Origin of the sequence: Croceitalea sp. P059 (assembly GCF_031846365.1) — a bacterium.
Taxonomy (GTDB): domain Bacteria; phylum Bacteroidota; class Bacteroidia; order Flavobacteriales; family Flavobacteriaceae; genus Croceitalea; species Croceitalea vernalis.
In genome coordinates this window covers 184698-203869 of record NZ_JAVRHW010000002.1, presented here as the reverse complement: position 1 = coordinate 203869, position 19172 = coordinate 184698, and the positions used below count along the sequence as shown (strand labels likewise).

The 19172-nt window shown below is 34.3% G+C and carries 21 protein-coding genes; 11 read left to right on the top strand and 10 right to left on the bottom strand.

Annotated features, from left to right (window positions below; all coding sequences use genetic code 11):
- Positions 1-3: 3 nt before the first annotated feature.
- The 5 genes from efp to RM542_RS07265 are packed head-to-tail and all read right to left on the bottom strand — an operon-like array spanning position 4 to position 5031.
- On the bottom strand, positions 4-570 hold the full coding sequence (efp, locus tag RM542_RS07285; RefSeq protein ID WP_311385076.1) for an elongation factor P: 567 nt from the start codon (positions 568-570) through the stop codon (positions 4-6).
- A 2-nt stretch (positions 571-572) separates the two neighbouring features.
- Complete coding sequence (lpxA, locus tag RM542_RS07280) at positions 573-1358, bottom strand: acyl-ACP--UDP-N-acetylglucosamine O-acyltransferase (RefSeq protein WP_311385075.1); 786 nt, start codon at positions 1356-1358, stop codon at positions 573-575.
- A gap of 1 nt (position 1359) precedes the next feature.
- Positions 1360-2763 carry a bifunctional UDP-3-O-[3-hydroxymyristoyl] N-acetylglucosamine deacetylase/3-hydroxyacyl-ACP dehydratase gene (locus tag RM542_RS07275; RefSeq protein WP_311385074.1) on the bottom strand — a complete coding sequence of 468 codons (1404 nt, stop codon included), beginning with the start codon at positions 2761-2763 and terminating at the stop codon, positions 1360-1362.
- Entirely contained in the window at positions 2747-3781 is a 1035-nt protein-coding gene (gene lpxD / locus RM542_RS07270; protein ID WP_311385073.1) for a UDP-3-O-(3-hydroxymyristoyl)glucosamine N-acyltransferase, read from the bottom strand. Before lpxD ends, RM542_RS07275 begins: the two co-directional genes overlap by 17 nt.
- Before the next feature lie 23 nt (positions 3782-3804).
- Positions 3805-5031 (bottom strand): HD domain-containing protein, encoded by a 1227-nt coding sequence (locus RM542_RS07265; RefSeq protein ID WP_311385072.1) that lies wholly within the window; start codon positions 5029-5031, stop codon positions 3805-3807.
- Positions 5032-5067: 36 nt separating this feature from the next.
- Between RM542_RS07265 and RM542_RS07260 the strand changes: the two genes are divergently transcribed.
- The 6 genes from RM542_RS07260 (at position 5068) to RM542_RS07235 (ending at position 9606) form a co-directional block, all read left to right on the top strand.
- Positions 5068-6612, top strand: a complete 1545-nt coding sequence (locus RM542_RS07260) for a PglZ domain-containing protein (RefSeq protein ID WP_311385071.1) — start codon at positions 5068-5070, stop codon at positions 6610-6612.
- Between the two features lie 4 nt (positions 6613-6616).
- Positions 6617-7027, top strand: coding sequence for a tRNA (adenosine(37)-N6)-threonylcarbamoyltransferase complex ATPase subunit type 1 TsaE (gene tsaE / locus RM542_RS07255; protein ID WP_311385070.1), 411 nt, complete (start codon positions 6617-6619; stop codon positions 7025-7027).
- Between the two features lie 181 nt (positions 7028-7208).
- A complete protein-coding gene (locus tag RM542_RS07250) occupies positions 7209-7346 on the top strand; it encodes a hypothetical protein (RefSeq protein WP_311385069.1) in 138 nt (45 codons plus the stop codon).
- Between the two features lie 100 nt (positions 7347-7446).
- Positions 7447-8007: a hypothetical protein gene (locus RM542_RS07245; RefSeq protein WP_311385068.1), complete on the top strand. Its 561-nt coding sequence runs from the start codon at positions 7447-7449 to the stop codon at positions 8005-8007.
- Between the two features lie 42 nt (positions 8008-8049).
- Positions 8050-9249: an alanine dehydrogenase gene (locus tag RM542_RS07240; RefSeq protein WP_311385067.1), complete on the top strand. Its 1200-nt coding sequence runs from the start codon at positions 8050-8052 to the stop codon at positions 9247-9249.
- Positions 9250-9606, top strand: a complete 357-nt coding sequence (locus tag RM542_RS07235) for a DUF4258 domain-containing protein (RefSeq protein ID WP_311385066.1) — start codon at positions 9250-9252, stop codon at positions 9604-9606.
- On the opposite strand, the gene RM542_RS07230 is transcribed toward RM542_RS07235, so the two are convergent.
- Positions 9603-10769: a proline dehydrogenase family protein gene (locus tag RM542_RS07230; protein WP_311385065.1), complete on the bottom strand. Its 1167-nt coding sequence runs from the start codon at positions 10767-10769 to the stop codon at positions 9603-9605. The two genes, RM542_RS07235 and RM542_RS07230, sit on opposite strands and share 4 nt — an antisense overlap.
- 91 nt (positions 10770-10860) lie before the next feature.
- Here RM542_RS07230 and aroB point away from each other — a divergent pair, with 91 nt between their 5' ends.
- Both aroB and RM542_RS07220 read left to right on the top strand, forming a co-directional pair.
- Entirely contained in the window at positions 10861-11916 is a 1056-nt protein-coding gene (aroB, locus tag RM542_RS07225) for a 3-dehydroquinate synthase (RefSeq protein ID WP_311385064.1), read from the top strand.
- Between the two features lie 95 nt (positions 11917-12011).
- Positions 12012-12317: a hypothetical protein gene (locus tag RM542_RS07220; RefSeq protein ID WP_311385063.1), complete on the top strand. Its 306-nt coding sequence runs from the start codon at positions 12012-12014 to the stop codon at positions 12315-12317.
- A gap of 16 nt (positions 12318-12333) precedes the next feature.
- Here RM542_RS07220 and RM542_RS07215 read toward each other — a convergent pair whose 3' ends face one another.
- Positions 12334-12852: a DinB family protein gene (locus tag RM542_RS07215; RefSeq protein WP_311385062.1), complete on the bottom strand. Its 519-nt coding sequence runs from the start codon at positions 12850-12852 to the stop codon at positions 12334-12336.
- A 14-nt stretch (positions 12853-12866) separates the two neighbouring features.
- Entirely contained in the window at positions 12867-13346 is a 480-nt protein-coding gene (locus RM542_RS07210) for a winged helix-turn-helix transcriptional regulator (RefSeq protein ID WP_311385061.1), read from the bottom strand.
- A 431-nt stretch (positions 13347-13777) separates the two neighbouring features.
- Here RM542_RS07210 and RM542_RS07205 point away from each other — a divergent pair, with 431 nt between their 5' ends.
- The 3 genes from RM542_RS07205 to RM542_RS07195 all read left to right on the top strand — a co-directional run bounded on the left by RM542_RS07205 (position 13778) and on the right by RM542_RS07195 (position 15369).
- Positions 13778-14137, top strand: a complete 360-nt coding sequence (locus RM542_RS07205) for a helix-turn-helix transcriptional regulator (RefSeq protein WP_311385060.1) — start codon at positions 13778-13780, stop codon at positions 14135-14137.
- A gap of 111 nt (positions 14138-14248) precedes the next feature.
- Positions 14249-14551: a DNA topoisomerase IV gene (locus tag RM542_RS07200; protein WP_311385059.1), complete on the top strand. Its 303-nt coding sequence runs from the start codon at positions 14249-14251 to the stop codon at positions 14549-14551.
- Between the two features lie 2 nt (positions 14552-14553).
- The gene (locus tag RM542_RS07195) at positions 14554-15369 is read left to right on the top strand and encodes a TerC family protein (RefSeq protein ID WP_311385058.1); all 816 of its coding nucleotides are present in this window, start codon (positions 14554-14556) and stop codon (positions 15367-15369) included.
- Positions 15370-15443: 74 nt separating this feature from the next.
- Here RM542_RS07195 and RM542_RS07190 read toward each other — a convergent pair whose 3' ends face one another.
- Together RM542_RS07190 and RM542_RS07185 are read right to left on the bottom strand one after the other, a co-directional pair.
- Positions 15444-16403 (bottom strand): sterol desaturase family protein, encoded by a 960-nt coding sequence (locus RM542_RS07190; RefSeq protein WP_311385057.1) that lies wholly within the window; start codon positions 16401-16403, stop codon positions 15444-15446.
- 128 nt (positions 16404-16531) lie between these two features.
- Positions 16532-19150, bottom strand: coding sequence for a DNA gyrase/topoisomerase IV subunit A (locus RM542_RS07185; RefSeq protein WP_311385056.1), 2619 nt, complete (start codon positions 19148-19150; stop codon positions 16532-16534).
- Positions 19151-19172 lie beyond the last annotated feature (22 nt).

The window sequence follows — 19172 nt, the reverse complement described above, 5'->3', positions numbered from 1 at the left end:
TATTTACTCCTTAACTCTTTCTAAATATGCTCCTTTTTCAGTATCAATCTTAATTTTATCTCCCTCATTGATAAAAAGAGGTACATTGATTCTTGCTCCGGTTTCTACCGTGGCTGGTTTCGTAGCATTTGTAGCCGTATTTCCTTTAACACCTGGCTCTGAATGTGTTACTTCAAGTATAACACTAGCTGGCATTTCTACAGAAAGTGGCATACTATCTTCCGTATTAAAAAGAATTCTCACTACTTCTCCTTCTTTTAACAAATCAGGAGCATCTAATGTCTCTTTCTGTAAAGTTATTTGATTGTAGTCATCAGTATTCATAAAATGAAAGGTGTCACCTTCTGGATATAAATATTGATAAGATCTTGTTTCAACTCTTACATCGTCAATTTTATGCCCAGCGGAAAAAGTATTATCAATCACCTTACCTGTGGTTACACTTTTTAATTTAGTTCTTACAAAAGCTGGTCCTTTACCGGGCTTTACATGTAGAAACTCTATAATTTTAAAAATATCATGATTATACTTAATGCATAATCCCTTTCTAATATCTGAAGTACTTGCCATAATTAATTTGAACTAAAATATCCTTTCATTATCCCTCTTTGGGAATCTCTAATAAATTGTAAAATTTCATCTCGCTCTGGCGTTGCCTCCATTTCAGCCTCAATAATTGATGCTGCCTGCGAGTTGTTATAATTTCTTTGATACAAGATTCTATAAATATTTTGAATCTCACGAATTTTATCTGATTGAAAACCTCTCCGTCTTAATCCTATCGAATTAATACCTACATATGAAAGTGGCTCTCTAGCCGCTTTTACAAAAGGAGGTACATCTTTTCTAACAAGTGAACCGCCTGTTACAAAGGCATGTTTGCCAATAGAAACAAATTGATGCACAGCAACCATGCCAGCTAAAACAACATTTTCTCCAATAGTTACATGTCCTGCCAAGGTAGAATCATTACTAAAAATACAACCATCACTTACAAAACAATCGTGTGCAATATGGCAATAAGCCATAATCAAACAATTATCTCCTATAACTGTTTTCATTCTATCAGCAGTACCCTTATTGATTGTAGCGCATTCCCGTATCGTGGTATTATTACCAATCTGAACGGTAGTGTCTTCACCTTGATATTTTAAATCTTGAGGAGGAGCTGAAATAACAGCGCCTGGAAAAATATTACAATTTTTACCTATTCGTGCCCCTTCCATGATGGTGACATTTGAACCAATCCATGTTCCTTCGCCAATAGTGACATTATTATGAATTGTCGTAAATGGTTCAATCACTACGTTTTTAGCGATTTTCGCACCGGGATGAACATATGCAAGAGGTTGATTCATTTTAGTTTCCTTTTACTTTAACAATTTGAGCCATAATTTCTGCTTCAGAAACTAATTTTCCGTTGGCATAAGCCCTGGCCTGCATTTGACATAGTCCTCGTCTGATTGGAGATATTAAGTCTAACTTGAATATTAGTGTATCACCAGGTACCACTTGTTGTTTATATCTAACATTATCAATCTTTAAAAGATAAGTCAAATAGTTTTCAGGGTCTGGAACAGTACTTAAGACTAAAATTCCACCGGTTTGTGCCATTGCTTCTAATTGCAAAACACCAGGCATTACGGGTGCCCCAGGGAAATGACCTACGAAAAATGGCTCATTCATAGTGACATTTTTCATGCCTATGACGTGCTGATCAGAAAGCTCTAAAATTTTATCAACCAATAAAAATGGAGGCCTATGCGGTAACATCTCCATAATGGCAGTTATATCCTTAAGTGGCTTTGCGTGCAAATCAACCTCCGGAACATAATTACGTTTTTCTTGCTTTACAATTTTTTGAAGTTTTTTAGCAAACTGTGTATTTACAAAATGACCAGGTTTGTTAGCGATTACTTTACCTTGTATACGAGTACCTGCAAGCGCCAAATCTCCTATAACGTCAAGTAACTTATGCCTTGCCGCCTCATTGGGTTGATGCAAGGTTAAATTATCTAAAATTCCATTAGGCTTTACAGATAGCTTCTTTTTATCAAATGCTTTCTCCAATTTTTTCATGGTAGACTCAGAAATCTCTTTATCTACATATACAATAGCATTATTTAAATCACCTCCTTTGATTAAGCCATGTTCCAATAACATTTCTAATTCATGTAAAAAACTAAAGGTACGTGCGTTTGAAATTTCAGTTTTAAAATCAGAAATGTGGTCTAAAGTAGCGTTTTGAGTACCTAAAACTTTGGTCCCAAAATCTACCATAGTTGTAATTTGGTATTCGTCTGAAGGTATGATTGTTATTTCGCTGCCAGTAGCTTCATCTTTATAAGAAATAACATTCTTTACAACGTATATTTCGCGTACCTGTTCTTGTTCAACGATGCCAGCATTTTCTAAAGCTTCAACAAAAAATTTGGAAGAACCATCCATAATCGGTGGTTCAGGAGCATCCAATTGGATTAAAACATTATCAATATCTAAACCAACTAATGCAGCAAGAACATGTTCTGAAGTTTGAATTTTAACCCCGTTCTTTTCCAAATTAGTTCCACGTTGCGTATTCACCACGTAGTTAGCATCTGCTTCAATGATAGGTTCCCCTTCTAAATCAACTCTTTTGAAAGCATAACCATGATTTTCAGGTGCCGGTGTAAAAGTCATAGTGACATTTTCACCTGTATGAAGTCCAACTCCTTTTAAAGTAACTTCCTTTGCAATTGTGCGTTGTTTATTTTCTGTCTTCACTGTCAATTTTCTTTTCTAAATCAGAAATTCGGTTAACAATTTTCGGTAAATTTTTAAAGTGAACATAAGACTTATTGTAATCACCATAGTTCAATGCTGGAGAGCCTTGTAAAACCTCATCATCTTTAACATTACGACCAATACCAGATTGAGCTTGAATTCTAACCCTATCCCCTATTGTAATATGACCAACAATACCAACTTGTCCACCAATTAAACAATTCTTACCAATTTTTGTAGAACCCGCTACGCCTGTTTGCGCAGCAATTGCGGTATGCTCACCAATTTCAACATTATGAGCAATTTGTATTTGATTGTCTAATTTTACTCCTTTTCTTAAGACTGTTGAACCTAAAGTAGCCCTATCAATAGTAGTGCCTGCTCCAATATCAACATTGTCTTCTAAAATCACATTCCCAGTTTGTGGAACTTTGCTATACTCTCCCTTTTCATTTGGTGTAAATCCAAATCCATCTGCACCAATAATAGCCCCACTATGTATAACACAACCATTACCAATGATTGACTCCGAATAAATTTTAGCACCTGCAAAAACTAAAACGTCATCTCCAATTGTAACATTATCGCCAATGTAGACATTTGGATAAACTTTAACGTTAGCACCCAATTGTACATTCTCACCCAAGTACGAAAAGGCTCCTAAATAAAAACCATCTCCGTAAGTTGCTGATTTAGAAACAAAAGATGGACTTTCAATACCAACTTTATTATTTTTTACCTGGTTGTAATACTCTAATAATTTAGAAAATGATTTATAAGCATCTTCTACTTTTATTAGTGTTGTGGTAATCTCTTGTTCAGGAACAAAGTCTTTATTAACGATAGTTATTGAAGCCTTTGTAGTATATATGTAAGAAGTATATTTAGGGTTTGCTAAAAAGGTTAAAGAACCTTTTTCACCCTCTTCAATTTTAGCAAGCTTGTGAACGGCTGTTTGAGGATTACCCTCAACCTCTCCTTCTAGAATACCTGCAATTTGGGTGGCTGTAAATTTCATTTTGGCAAAAGTAAGAAAATTTGTCAAACGCTTTCCTTAGGATAGCAAACATAGTATTTAGTAACTTTCTTCGACAAAGCCTTCAAACTAAGATGGTCAGATGCTTTTGCAACATCTGTCAATTTTTCATTTTTTCTTAAAATATTAATATTCTGCCGCTTTTCATTATACGCCATATTGCTTATTTCACCAGAAAAGACGAAATAATCTAACTCCGCATCTTGTAAACCATAATTGGTTTTAACCCATGACCGTTTTTCAGCTACTCGTTCAGGGTCTATTGCTTTATTTTTAATTTTAATCTCTAAGAGGTTTCTATCCAACAACATGGAACTGATTTTAGAGAGAATAAAATCCGAATGAAATTGCCATGACTTTAAAGCTGAAAGCACATCAACATCATCTAACATAGAAAACTGAATCAAAGTGTTATCATCAAAACTTTCGTTCTCGTTTCGTTTTAAAAAATAAACAAGTGCATTAGAGCATTCTAAAACACTACCGTCTTGAACCAAAAGCCTTGCTCTATTCATTAGCTTAATCAAAAGTTGTTCCGCTACTAAACCAGTTTTGTGCAAATAAACCTGCCAATACATGAATCTGCGAGCCATCAAAAACTTTTCTACTGAATATATCCCTTTTTCTTCAACAACAAGTTCACCCTCAAAAACATTCAACATAGTAATCATTCGCTCTGAACTTATATTCCCTTCGGTTACACCAGTATAAAAGCTATCACGCTTCAAGTAGTCTAATCTATCCATATCAAGTTGACTAGAAACCAGTTGGTTTAAGAACTTCTTAGGATGTTCACCTTTGAAAATTTTTATCGCTGTTGAAAGTGCCCCTTCATATTTTCTATTCAGTTGCTCCATAAACCGCAGAGATATGGTTTCATGGTCAATTCCGCCAACTAAATTATATTCCAAAGCGTGAGAAAAAGGGCCATGACCTATATCATGAAGTAAGATTGCCACAAGTAATCCATTCTCTTCATCTTCAGTTAGCAGTACTTTTTTAAATTTTAAAACTCGAATGGCTTGTACCATTAAATGCATGCTACCCAAAGCATGATGAAAACGAGTATGATGAGCACCTGGGTACACTAAAAAAGAAAGACCCATTTGCGAAATTCTTCTAAGTCGTTGAAAATAAGGGTCTGCTATAAGGTTAAAAATAAGTTCATTGGGAGTGCCAATAAAACCGTAGATTGGATCGTTAAATATTTTAAGCTTGTTGCGCTGCGCCAAGTCCGATGGAAATTTAGAAGAACAAAGATAAACTATATGAACACTATAACAATTCTTTGGGTCGATGATGAAATTGACCTATTAAAACCTCACATTCTTTTTTTACAAAATAAAGGTTATCAAGTAACCACTTCGCCTAGTGGTCAAGATGCCTTAGATGAATTGGCGGTAGGTAGTTTTGATATTGTTTTTTTAGATGAGAACATGCCTGGTCTTTCAGGATTAGAAACACTAAGTGAATTAAAAAAAATAGACCCTACACTACCAGTAGTAATGATTACTAAAAGTGAAGAGGAATACATTATGGATGAGGCTATTGGCAGCAAAATTGCCGATTACCTAATTAAGCCAGTGAATCCAAATCAAATCTTACTATCACTTAAAAAGAGTCTAGATAACTCACGCTTAGTATCGGAACGAACTACTGCTAACTATCAGCAAGAGTTTCGCAAAATAGCAATGGAATTGTCAATGGTCAATAGCCATGAAGGTTGGGCAGACTTATACAAGAACTTAATCTATTGGGAACTACAACTTGAAGAGATTGAAGATTCAAGTATGTTTGAAATATTGGAGTCACAAAAAACAGAAGCCAATAATCAGTTTAGCAAATTTGTAGATAAAAATTACCCGGATTGGTTTGAAGATGATGATGCTCCGGTACTTTCTCATAATCTTTTCAAAAAATGGGTAGTGCCCGAGTTAAAAGACAATTCCACGTTACTCGTTGTTGTAGATAATTTAAGATACGATCAGTGGCTTGCCTTTGAAGATGTGGTCACCAATTCGTACAAGAAAAAAAAAGAGTCTCACTACTTCAGCATTTTACCAACAGCAACCCAATATGCGAGAAATTCAATTTTTTCAGGGCTGACTCCATTACAAATGGAGAAACAACATCCTAATTGGTGGAAAAACGATACCGATGAAGGTGGTAAAAATTTATTTGAGGCCAACTTTTTAGAAGCACAGCTTAAGAGACTGAACCTTGATTTAAAATGGGATTATCACAAGATTAGCAGTTTAAAACAAGGTAAACAGCTAGTTCAAAACTTTGGTTCTCAAAAGGATAATGACCTCACTGTTATTGTATATAATTTTGTGGATATGCTCTCACATTCTAAAACAGAAATGGAGGTTATTAAAGAACTGGCAAGTAATGACAAAGCGTATCGATCTTTAACATTAAGCTGGTTTAAAAATTCACCTTTATTGGATATTATTCAGCAAGCCCAACAGATGGGTAAAAAACTAATTATTACAACAGACCACGGGACCATTAATGTAAAACAGGCATCTAAAGTAATTGGTGACCGCGAAACGAGTTTGAATTTAAGGTACAAAACAGGTCGCAGCCTTACGTATCAAGAAAAAGAAGTTTTGGCTGCTAAAGACCCAAAACAAATTCATTTGCCTAATATTAATGTAAGCAGCTCCTATATTTTTGCTAAGAACGACTTATTCTTCGCCTACCCCAACAATTACAATCATTACGTGAGTTATTACCGTAATACCTATCAACATGGAGGTATTTCCTTAGAAGAAATGATCATACCTTTTGTAGTTTTGGAGGCAAAATAGGGGTATGCCAGAATTTCAATTTAATAAAGAGGAACTTCAAGACATTGCAGCTAATCTAATAAGCTCGACTCAAAAGAGGTACTTTTGTTTCTTTGGCGAAATGGGTGCCGGCAAAACAACTCTTATTAAAGCAATTTTAGCGGAATTAGGTGTTAAAGATATTGGCCATAGCCCCACTTTTGGGTTGGTCAATGAATATGAAGACGCTCATGGGCAGCTTGTAGCCTATCATTTTGATTTTTACAGAATTGAAAATGAAGAGGAAGTTTATGATTTTGGTATTGAAGAGTACTTGAATCAAGAGATCTACACTTTTATAGAATGGCCCGAGCGAATACCAAATCTTATCCCGAAGGAATGCTTGAATATTAAACTACACTTTGTCGATGAAAATACCCGACGCATCGAATATTAATTCTTACAAATGATTTGCTAACATTCTTTTCATACATTCAGGTCGAGAAGATTCAGAACCGATAAAAGGGTATGAAATTCAGATAAAATGCATATATTATCGATGAAATGCAATTTTGCTCTAATTTTTTCCTACATTTGTCATTAATGAATTCATTTATTAACCCAAAAATTTTAGTACGATGAACACTAAAAAAGTAATTTTTGGAATCTTGGCCGTTGTAATGTTGGCTACTACTGCAGTATCAACTATTACAATTGATGATCAGGATACAGGGGTAGACAAAAGAAAAATAACCAAACCAGGTTCTAACAAATAGGTTTAGTTATTTGGATTTTTTTAATCCTAATTGAAATTAAAGGGCAACATACTAATGTTGTCCTTTTTTCGTTTTAGCCTATGTAAACCTAAATTCAATAATGAGTAGTAAAACTACATTTAACTTATTAGCTAAGAAAAGAATCATTATTGAATCCCTTGTGGCGTTTTTAATAGTTTTAGCTCCATTCATTTTTAAAAGTCATGAATATTGGCCTTCAAATGAAGACGCTGAAACTTTAAGTATTCTTGGGTTTAACATTGGTAAAGGTGGTTTTCAAACATTGGAGGTCCACGCATGGTTCCTAGTAGGGAAATTAATTCCAATTTATTTACTTGTAATATGGTTTTTCACCTGTAGGCATTGGTGGTATCACATCATTTTGATACCATTATTAATGTATACTTTTCAATTAGTCGAGAACTACGTTTCAGATGACTATATGGTTGATAGTGCTAATTTAATGTGGTTACTACCAATTTGTATTGTTGTTATTCCTTTTGTTTATTTCATTCGTTTAAAGCTTTATGACAAGCATGTTCATGGTATAGACTTAGATGCTATGGATGAAGAACTTACTATTCTAAAAGCAAAAGAGGAGCTCAGAAAAGAGCGCGAGAAGCTTGAACAACGAAAAGAAACCCTAGCGAAAAAAATGTAAATTTGTTTTATTGACTAGTACATAGTTTCAATTTTACATTACATGGACCAACCTTCTTCACCTTTTAGTAAACAACAATTATTACCACAAGAAGAAATGCTTGAGGTACTAAAGCAAAAAGGAGAACTCTTTATTGGTATCCCTAAAGAAAATCAGTATCAAGAAAAACGAATTTGTCTAACCCCTGATGCGGTTAACGCTATTGTGGCCAATGGACATCAAGTGATGATTGAAGCTGGTGCTGGTGAAGGAGCCAATTACTCAGACAAGGACTACACCGAAGCTGGTGCTCAAATATGCAACGATACTAAAAAAGTATTCTCGTGTCCCTTGATACTTAAAGTAGAGCCCCCTACCCTTGCCGAAATAGAATTATTGAATCCGCAAGCGATTATTATATCGGCACTTCAGATAAAGACACAATCAAAAAAGTACTTTGAGCAATTGGCTCAAAAACGAGTTACTGCTATTGCCTTTGAATATATAAGAGATGAAGATGGAAAATTTCCTGCTGTTAGATCTTTAAGCGAAATAGCAGGTATTTCTTCAATTCTTATCGCGGCAGAATTAATGGCCACGACCAATCAAGGTAATGGTTTAATGTTTGGTAATATTACTGGTGTACCGCCTGCTGAAGTAGTTATAATTGGTGCCGGTACTGTTGGTGAGTTTGCAGCAAGATCAGCGTTAGGTTTAGGCGCTAATGTAAAGATTTTTGATAATTCGCTTACCAAGCTTAGAAATATTCAAACCAACCTAAACCAAACGGTTTATACCTCCACCATTCAACCTAAAAACCTATTAAAGTCTTTAAAACGCTGTGATGTTGCAATTGGAGCAACAAGAGGTAAAGACCGTTCACCTGTAATCGTTTCTAAGACTATGGTCGAACATATGAAAAAAGGCGCGGTTATTATTGATGTTAGTATTGATATGGGCGGTTGTTTTGAAACCTCTGAAGTGACCAATCATAAAAAACCAACCGTTGAAAAATATGGCGTAATTCATTATGGCGTCCCTAATATTCCGTCTAGATATCCTAGAACGTCTTCCATATCTATTAGTAATATTTTTACACCTTATTTATTGAAAATAGGAGAAGATGGTGGTCTTGAAAACTCGCTAAGATTTGACAAAGGACTACGAAACGGATTATACATGTACCACGGAATTTTAACTAATAAGTCTGTAGGTGATTGGTTTGGTCTATCTTATAACGATATTAACTTTCTTATTTTTTAAATGGCATTTTTAAAACGCTTGGGCTGGTATTTAGTTGGACTTTCAATTGGCATTGTCTTTCTAACATTTTTTCTAAAGAAAAAATCTGAAGAAACTGGTTCTGAATTCTGTTATTTCCCCAATTGTAGAGTTTTAAAAGATTTAAGGTCAAAACCTATCTTTTATTCTGATAATGTTGTGCCCATTTTTGATAAAGATTCTATCATGTGGAGGTCTTTTTTTAAAGACGGTAGTATCGACTTTGGCAAAAGCGATACGAAGGCAACACCATGCAAATTATACTTTATTGAAAACGGAGAGCAGACTATAAAAGTTGAAAACTGTCCAAACGAAGTTAAAGTGGTGGAAATCTATTAAATTTTTCGTCTAACTTTTTCTCGTTTTAATAAATCTAATTCCCTTGATGTTTGACCAGCCACAGAGGTATTTTCCTCAGCCCTTCTTATCAAATATGGCATTACATCTCTTACAGGGCCGTAGGGAAGATATTTAGATACATTATAACCTTTTGATGCTAAGTTAAAACTAATATGATCGCTCATTCCAAAAAGTTGACCAAACCAAATACTATCGCTATTATTAGGAATCTGTCTTTGTTTCATTTGGTCCATGAGTTTATAACAACTCATTTCGTTATGAGTACCAGAAAAAATAGTGAATACGTCTAAATTATCAAGCATATAAACTACGGCCTCATCAAAATTTACATCTGTAGCATTCTTAGTTTCACAAATGGGCCTTTTATAACCCATCTCATCAGCTCTATCATTCTCTTTCTCCATGTAGGCACCACGAACCACTTTAATTCCAACTTTAAAGCCTTCTTTTTTAGCAAGTCCTGAAATTTTCTCAAGATAGTTAAGTCTATCCCATCTATACATTTGCGCTGTATTGAAAACAACAGGTTTTACTTTGTTATACTTACGCATCATTTCATAAGCTAATTCATCCGCTGCATCTTGAATCCAACTTTCTTCTGCATCAATCAACAAAGCAACATCTAAATCGTAAGCCTTTTTACATACTTTATCATAACGGTTTATCACACGTGACCATTCCTCCTTTTCGAGCTGCATCAGTTCTTGGTTTGAACTCACCTTTTCAAAAAGTTCAAATCTACCAAAGGCAGATGGTTTAAAAACTGCGAAAGGAATCGCATCTTTTTCTTTTACAAAATCAAGCACGCCCAAAATTTTAGATAATGCGCTGTCTAGTTGATTTTCAATCTGCTTGCCTTCCACAGAATAATCAAGAATAGAACATACTTTTGCTTTAAACATTTTGTCGATAATAGGTAAACAATCTTGTTCATTAACCCCACCACAGAAATGATCAAAAACCGTTGCTCGTATTAATCCTTCTACAGGTAATTTAGCGTTAATAGCAAAGTTGGTAACAGCGGTGCCAATTTTAACCAGAGGCTGATTGGCAATTAATTTGAATAAAAAATAAGCTCTTTCAAGCTCAGAGTCACTTTTAAGTTTAAAAGCGGTTGAAGTATCCTCAAAAATAGAGTTCATAATTACGATATTCTCAAAGAAACAAAGATAAGGTGCATGACAAGATGCTGCTCATTAAAATATATGTTTATTTTGTATCATATTTATATTTATGGATTCAGTTACGAGCAAGGCACATGAAATACATTTTGGCGATTTAGCCAAAGCGGCACTGCAACAATATTTGGCTCAAAATCAATATTCAAAGATATTTATACTTGTAGATGAAAATACGAATGAACACTGCTTAGACTTTTTCTCAGATATACATGGTAGCTCGGCTGAAACACCCATTATCATTAAAGCAGGAGAAGTATATAAAACTATAGAGACTTGTGTTACCGTTTGGAATGCCCTATCCAATATGGGTGGTGACCGAAAAAGTATGCTATTAAATTTAGGTGGTGGCGTGGTTACTGATTTAGGCGGTTTTGTGGCATCCACATTTAAACGAGGTATTGATTTTATCAATATTCCAACTTCACTTTTAGCTATGGTAGATGCCTCTGTCGGCGGTAAAACAGGAGTAGACTTAGGTGCTTTAAAGAATCAGGTTGGAGTTATTAATCAGCCTAAAATGGTTCTCATTTTTACTGAGCTTTTAGATACCCTAGAGCCAAGACAACTTAAAAGCGGGTTTGCAGAAATGCTTAAGCATGGGCTGATTGCTGATAAAGACTACTGGAATGAGCTTATTAGCTTGAATGAAAGTGATTATCATAATCATATTCAAAAATCCGTAGAAATTAAGAATAACATCGTTGAAAAAGATCCTACGGAACAAAACATTCGAAAAAAGTTAAACTATGGTCATACTTTAGGTCATGCCATAGAGTCTTATTATTTAGAACACCCCATCAAAGATACTTTGTTACACGGCGAGGCAATTGCTATTGGAATGATTTTAGAAGGATATCTTTCGCATAAGTTAACCGGAATGTCAAAAATTGAGTTAGATGAAATAAAGAATGTATTCTTATCTAATTATCCTAAAGTGAATTTTACTCAAGAAGACATTGGAATTATCATTGATTTATTGAAACATGATAAGAAAAACTCACACGGTAATATTAATTTCGTCTTACTAGAACAGATTGGTTCTGCTATAGTTGATATAAAAGTACCTGTCGAATTATTCAAAGAAGCATTCGCTTACTACAAAGAATAAAAGTTTCATATACTAATTTCTAACATTGACAACTCTTTAAATTGTAAAGCAGCAAAAATATTTAGTTTAGGTAGGTAAACCATAAAAAACCTACGATGAAACGAATTATTGTTGATTACAAGCGATTAGACCACGCAACAGCTGCTTTATTAATTGACTTATACCCTCATGGTTACGGTGATGACGACATCATTGTTTTAAAAAAACCAGGAGGCGAATTAGTTGAGGCTGTAGAAGTGAAAACTGATGACACCATCTATCTAGTAAAAATAAGTAAAAGCCTTTCTAATTTCATTTCAAATTTTGAAGAAACTATTGAGAAAGAGCTCAGAAATTCTCCAGAAAAGGAGATTTTAGAAAAAGAGATCGACGAGAATATAGATAATGATTTTGAGTCCTAATTCTTGTAAAGATCAACTAAACTAAATAACGCTCTTCAATTATTTTGAAGTGATGTTTTTGATGACCACTAATCATTAAACCAAGAGCTCGCACACTCATTGGAGTGCCACTAGCTTTGCCCATGCGATTTAGCGCATCTTTTTTAAAAGACTGAAATAAGGCAATCGTGGCTTTTCTAACAGTACTATATTCTTGAAGTATTTGGTTTTTTGATTTACCTGCAGCTTCACATTCGATAACGTATTCGTCTTGGTCGAAACCGCATAATTCCATTTTATCGTTTCGATAAAACCGTAATGCCCGGTATTGAAAAATACGCTCTGTATCGATAAGATGTATTAGAACTTCAGCAATGGTCCATTTATCAGGCCCATAAGAAAAATCAAGTTTACCTTCCTGTAATTGATTTATAAAATTATCCATAACAAGAAGTCCATTAGATAAAGACAAAAACAAATCTTCGTCCCCTAAGGCATCTATATAAGGCTTGTAATAAGGATGATATTCACTTTCAGGTAAATCAGAAGCCCGCATAACAAATCTCCTCTTTAGAGTTCGTTAAAAATGGTATGCATCAAACGTTTTTTGTCATTGATGCTTTCTTCTAATGAAATCATTGTTTCAGTTCTGCTGATACCCTCTATATCATCAATTTTAAAAATGATATTCTTAGCATGTGTAGTGTCCTTAGCTCTAATCTTACAAAAGATATTAAACTTGCCCGTAGTAATGTGAGCCACTGTAACGTAAGGTATTTCAGTTAAACGCTGCAAAACAAACTTTGTTTGGTGAGTTTTTTCTAAAAAGATTCCAACGTAAGCTATAAAAGAATAGCCCAGTTTTACATAATCAAGAGTTAAAGACGAACCTTTTATAATACCAGCCTCTTCCATTTTCTTCACTCGAACGTGAACAGTACCTGCCGAAATCAAAAGCTTTTTGGCAATATCAGTGAATGGTGTTCTGGTATTGTCAATTAACATATCTAAAATCTGATGATCAATCTCATCTAACTTTACCTTACTCATAATAGAATTATTTTCAACAAAATTAAGGAATAATAACATAATGTATAAAGTAATCCTGCTTTTTTTGAAAATTATGTAAGAAAATAGTGTCTTTTAACTATTTAGTTCTTTAATGGTAAATTTTAAACAGATTCAATGGTAAATACTTGAAAAAGCTTCCATTGTTTAAAGAATCTTTTAGTGAAAAAACATTCTATTTAATCCAAAACTCGATTGTAATTATCACAATTGTCATCAAATTAAAAGTAAAATAGTTCTATAAAATTTACGATCGTAAACAGATTTATTAAATTTCATTTAAATAATTTAATATCAATACTTTAAAAAATTTTAAATAAAGTATTACTTTAAATTTAAAGTATCTTATCAAGAATTAAATTTAAGATTATAAATTTCAAAATACTATTTTTGATATCCTAAAATTTACAATTGTGAGTAGTGATATTATCGAGCGGTTACAGCAACTTTTACAGCATTATAGCTTGAGCTCTTCCCAATTTGCGGATAAAATTGGCGTACCTAGATCGAGTATGTCTCATTTAATGTCTGGACGAAATAAACCTAGTCTTGATTTTATTCTTAAAGTAATCTCTAAATTTCCTGAAGTAAATCTTTATTGGCTAATAAATGGAAAAGGAGCTTTTCTGCCCAATCAAGATAAAGCACCCCCTGCCCAGCCAAAAACTGAAATCACAAAAAACAAAGATTTAGATAATGTCAAGAAAAAAGTTCGACAAGTAATGGTCTTTTATGAAGATGGAACTTTTGAATCTTATAATCCTTCAGAATAGGTTTTAATTACGCATCTTATTCCTTATTTTGCCTAGATGAAAAGAATTTACTTGGGAATTTTGATAATAACATTCATTTTTTCATGCAAAAACCCACCCCAAAGAAATTGTGTGGATTTCAAAACAGGAACTTTTGAATTTACAACAACAGTTGATGGAGATGAGGTGACTACTACTTTTGAGCGAACTAATGATATTGAAGTGGATTACTTTAAAGGCAGGCAAGATTCATCGACTGTAAAGTGGATTAATGATTGTGAATACATTTTAAAAAGAATCAACCCAAAAAGTAGAGCAGAAGAAAAGCCAATTCACATAAAAATTTTGACAACAACGAATAGTTCTTATACATTTGAATTTAACACTGTAGGTGATGCTAAAAAACTTAGAGGAACCGCAATTAAAAAACATTAACCATGTTCGAAATATTTGCTAGTCCAGATGCGTGGATTGCCCTTTTAACCCTTACATTCTTAGAGATTGTCTTAGGTATTGATAACATCATTTTTATTTCTATTGCAGCAGGCAAGCTAGAGAAAAAAGACCGTAAAAAAGCGACCAATCTGGGTTTAGTTTTAGCTATGGGTATGCGTATTGTTTTATTATTCGGTATTACGTGGCTAACCTCTTTAAAAAAACCATTCATTGTCTTTAACGAGAGTTGGTTTCACGGCGGTATCAGTTGGCAGGCATTAATACTATTCTTAGGCGGTCTTTTTCTGCTCTATAAAAGCACTAAGGAGATTCACGAAAAAGTTGAAGATAGAGGGCATGACGAACGCGAAGTTAAAAAGGGCCAATCAAAATCTTTGACAAATGCTATAGTTCAGATTACTATAATCAATATTGTTTTCTCTTTTGACTCAATATTGACCGCAATAGGTATGACAAACGGTATTTCACCAAATCCGAACGATGCATTAATATTAATGATTGTTGCTGTTGTAATATCTGTAATTATAATGATGCTATTTGCTAATCCTGTTGGTGAGTTTGTTGGTAAACATCCATCCATACAAGTTTTAGGTCTTTCATTTCTAATACTTATAGGTTTTATGCTAATTGCTGAAGCAGCACATTTGTCGCATTTAGTTGTATTTGGAAATGAAGTTGGCACCATTCCAAAAGGATACCTTTACTTTTCAATTGCATTCTCATTAATGGTAGAGTTTTTAGATATGCGCATGAGAAAGAATAAAAAACCGAAAGAAGAAATCACAGAGGAATTATAAAACTAAAAATTAGCGATAAAAAAAGCCTGCAATCTCGCAGGCTTTTTTATTATTTATTTCTGAAGACTCATTTATCAATTAGGTCTACTAAAAGCCATTTTAGGGTTGTCCTTTCTTTGTTTCTCAAATAAAGCCTGCTGTTGCTTTACGGTCATCGTACTGCCGTCGTGGCTCCACCCTGGAGGTCCAAAGATATACATAAGCTTATGCGAAAGCTTGGGAGACTTTTTCATATCATTCCAAATATCTTTAAACTCATGAGTTAGAATAACTATCGGGTTATTAGAATTAGGTGCATGAATAACACCATACTTAACATCAATACTGTCATCTAAAGGTAGCCATGTGCCAAATAGTTTGTCAAATATATTTAGGAAACCACCGTGGTTTTTATCTAGATACTCAATGTTCTGAGCATGGTGTACTTGATGCATCGTGTGCGTATTCATGAACTTTTCAAATATTCCTAATTTAGGAAGTAACACCGTATGCAATTGGAATTGCCACAATGCTTCTATACCCAGGCAAAAAACAACCATCTCTGGTGAAAAACCTAAAGCTGGCATCCACATATAAAACAACGGCTTGTAAAGTAGTGTAAACCAACCATTACGAACTGCAGTTCCTAAATTAAAATTATCAGAAGAATGATGCACAATGTGAGCGGCCCAAAGTATCCTAATTTCATGATTTGCTCTATGAAACCAATAATAAGTAAAGTCATCTGCTAATTGACACAAAAGCCATATATACCAGGCATATCCAAAGGATTTATAACCCAAAATATGTGTACGCACACCGTCAACCATCGGATTGAAGATATCGTATACAAAGGTGAAAATCACTATTGCCGAAACTACTTTTAATAAGGCTGCAAGCACAGCTGAACCTAAGCCCATAAAGCCACTAGCAAATAGATCTTTCCAATCATATAAATCATGATGCTCTTCATGATTCTTGCTATAGGTTAATTCCAGTAAAATAAAGATGATAAAACAAGGCCCTCCGTACACTAAAGGATTAGTGAAATCCATAAATTTTTAAATTTTGTTCAAATATAACGATGTTCATTAGCCATACACAACCTGTTCAATATTTAATACCTATCGGACTATAAATAGCAAAATTTGCTAAACAAAAGAGTTATTAAAAGCATTGATTTTTAAAATAGTGTGGGTTGCTGGTCATCATCTCCGTCCTTTTTTTCATCTGAAGGCTTTTCTTCTTCAATGACTACCTCAATCTCATTTGCAGGTTGCTCTTGAACTTCTTCATAAGGAAGAGATTCTAAAGTATTTACATTCTTTAATTTTTCTGAAGTCAACTGATTACCTAATGCTTTAATACCTTTAATAGCAATAAAATCCTCCACAGAGACTGTCTGATTAGGTTTAGCATCCTTACCCCTAGGCTTACTAAACTCTAATTCAACAACTGGCCTCCAATCAGTGGATAGTAATTCTAATTGTGACTTAGGATGTTCAGTTATAATCAATTCTTCTTTACTAGTATTTTCTATTAAAAACCTCTTGATATAGTAGCGCTCTTTTTCACCGTCAAAATAAATAGCTGAAATAGGCTTTTTTGGCTTCCATTTTTCTAAGACAATCATATCATCATCAAAACGACTGTTTAAATCAGGAGTGATTGTTTTCACAATACCTTTCTGGTTAGCGACCAATAGCATATCATCAGGTCTAAATTCGCCCAATAGTTCCCCTCTATCATCTACATTGAGTCGCTGAACAACATCATCAAACCATATCTTACGGGGCTTTAGTGTCGACAACCCTTTTTCTTTTAATTCTATTCGTTTTACTGCGTATTTTGTGACTATGTTCCCCTTAGAGCCTCGACCTTTAATTAAAACATCAGCGAAATCAACATCCCATTTTAATTTTTTGATGCTCCCAGATTGTCTTAAATGAATTGTGACCACCTCTGCCTCGCCATTTGGGTTAGCGCTAAAATATAAAACATCTGAACTCGCTTTACCAGCGGTTAGCGGGTATAATTTATCTCTAGTGATACTGGTTACATTAAAACGTTTAATGTAGCTTGGCCCACCTCGTCCATCTTTATAAATCATGTTGAATGTCGTACGCTTGTCTTTCTTCTTGAAAACAGCTACGTGAATAATATTTTTATCGATAAAGGTTTTAGAATCCACTTTTGTTACCATCATTTCACCTTTTTTGGTGAATATGATAATATCATCAATATCACTACAATCCGTGATGTATTCATCACGGCGTAACGAGGTTCCAACAAAACCCTCTTCGCGGTTCACATAAAGCTTTGTATTACGTATAACTACTTTTGTAGCTTCTATATCATCAAAAATGCGAATTTCGGATTTCCGCTCTCTCCCTTTGCCGTATTTTTTCTTTAGTTCTTGAAAATATTTAATCGCAAAATCAACAAGATTAGCTAAGTAATTTTTAGTCTCAGCTATACGTTCTTCAAGACTTTCTAGGTATTGTTTTGCCTTATCTAAATCAAATTTTGAAATTCTTTTAATTCGAATTTCTGTCAAACGCGTTATATCCTCTTCTGTGACCGCTCTTTTTAAATGTTTAATATGCGGTTTCAAGCCTTTGTCGATTGCAGCAATAACACCTTCCCATGTTTCCTCCTCCTCTATTTCTCGATAAATTCGATTTTCAATAAAAATTCGTTCTAAAGACGCAAAATGCCACTGTTCTTGAAGTTCATTTAGTTGAATTTCTAGTTCGGCTTTCAAAAGCTCAACTGTATTATCAGTAGACCTTCGGAGCATTTCTGTCATACCCATAAAAATGGGCTTATTGTCTTCGATAATGCAACCCAAAGGTGAAATAGATGATTCACAAGCCGTAAATGCATATAAAGCATCAATCGTCTTGTCAGGAGATATTCCGGAAGGAAGATGCACTAAAATTTCAACATTGGCAGCTGTATTATCTTCAATTTTTTTGATTTTTATCTTGCCTTTATCATTGGCTTTAAGAATAGAATCTATTAAAGAAGAAGTATTGGTTCCATATGGTATCTCTTTAATTACAAGAGTATTCTTATCAAAAGTTTCTATTCGAGCTCTAACTCGAATTTTACCCCCTCTTAATCCATCATTGTAATTGGTAACATCTATAATACCCGATGTAGGAAAGTCAGGAAAAAGCTTAAATCCTTTTCCTTTTAAATGTTTTATTGACGCATCAATAAGCTCATTAAAATTATGAGCAAGTACTTTGGTTGATAACCCAACTGCAATACCTTCTGCGCCTTGTGCTAAAAGTAATGGAAATTTAACCGGTAGGTTTACCGGTTCCTTCTTTCTTCCATCATAAGATAATTGCCATTCGGTAATTTTTGGGCTAAAAATAACATCAAGAGCAAATTTCGATAGTCTTGCCTCAATATATCTAGAAGCCGCAGCTCTATCCCCTGTTAATATGTTCCCCCAGTTACCTTGAGTATCAATCAAAAGGTCTTTTTGACCTATTTGAACCATTGCATCAGCAATACTTGCATCACCATGCGGGTGGTATTGCATGGTATGACCCACCACATTAGCAACTTTATTATATCGCCCGTCATCCAATTCTTTCAGAGAATGCATAATCCTGCGTTGTACTGGTTTAAAACCATCCTCAATTGCAGGGACTGCTCTTTCTAAAATTACATAAGAAGCGTAATCTAAAAACCAATCTTTATACATGCCGGTTACCCGGGTCAGCGCATCATCAGAAGCCTCTTCTTCATTAGGAAAGCCTTCTGTCAATTCTTCATTTTCTTCCATGTGCTAACGTAATCTTATCTAT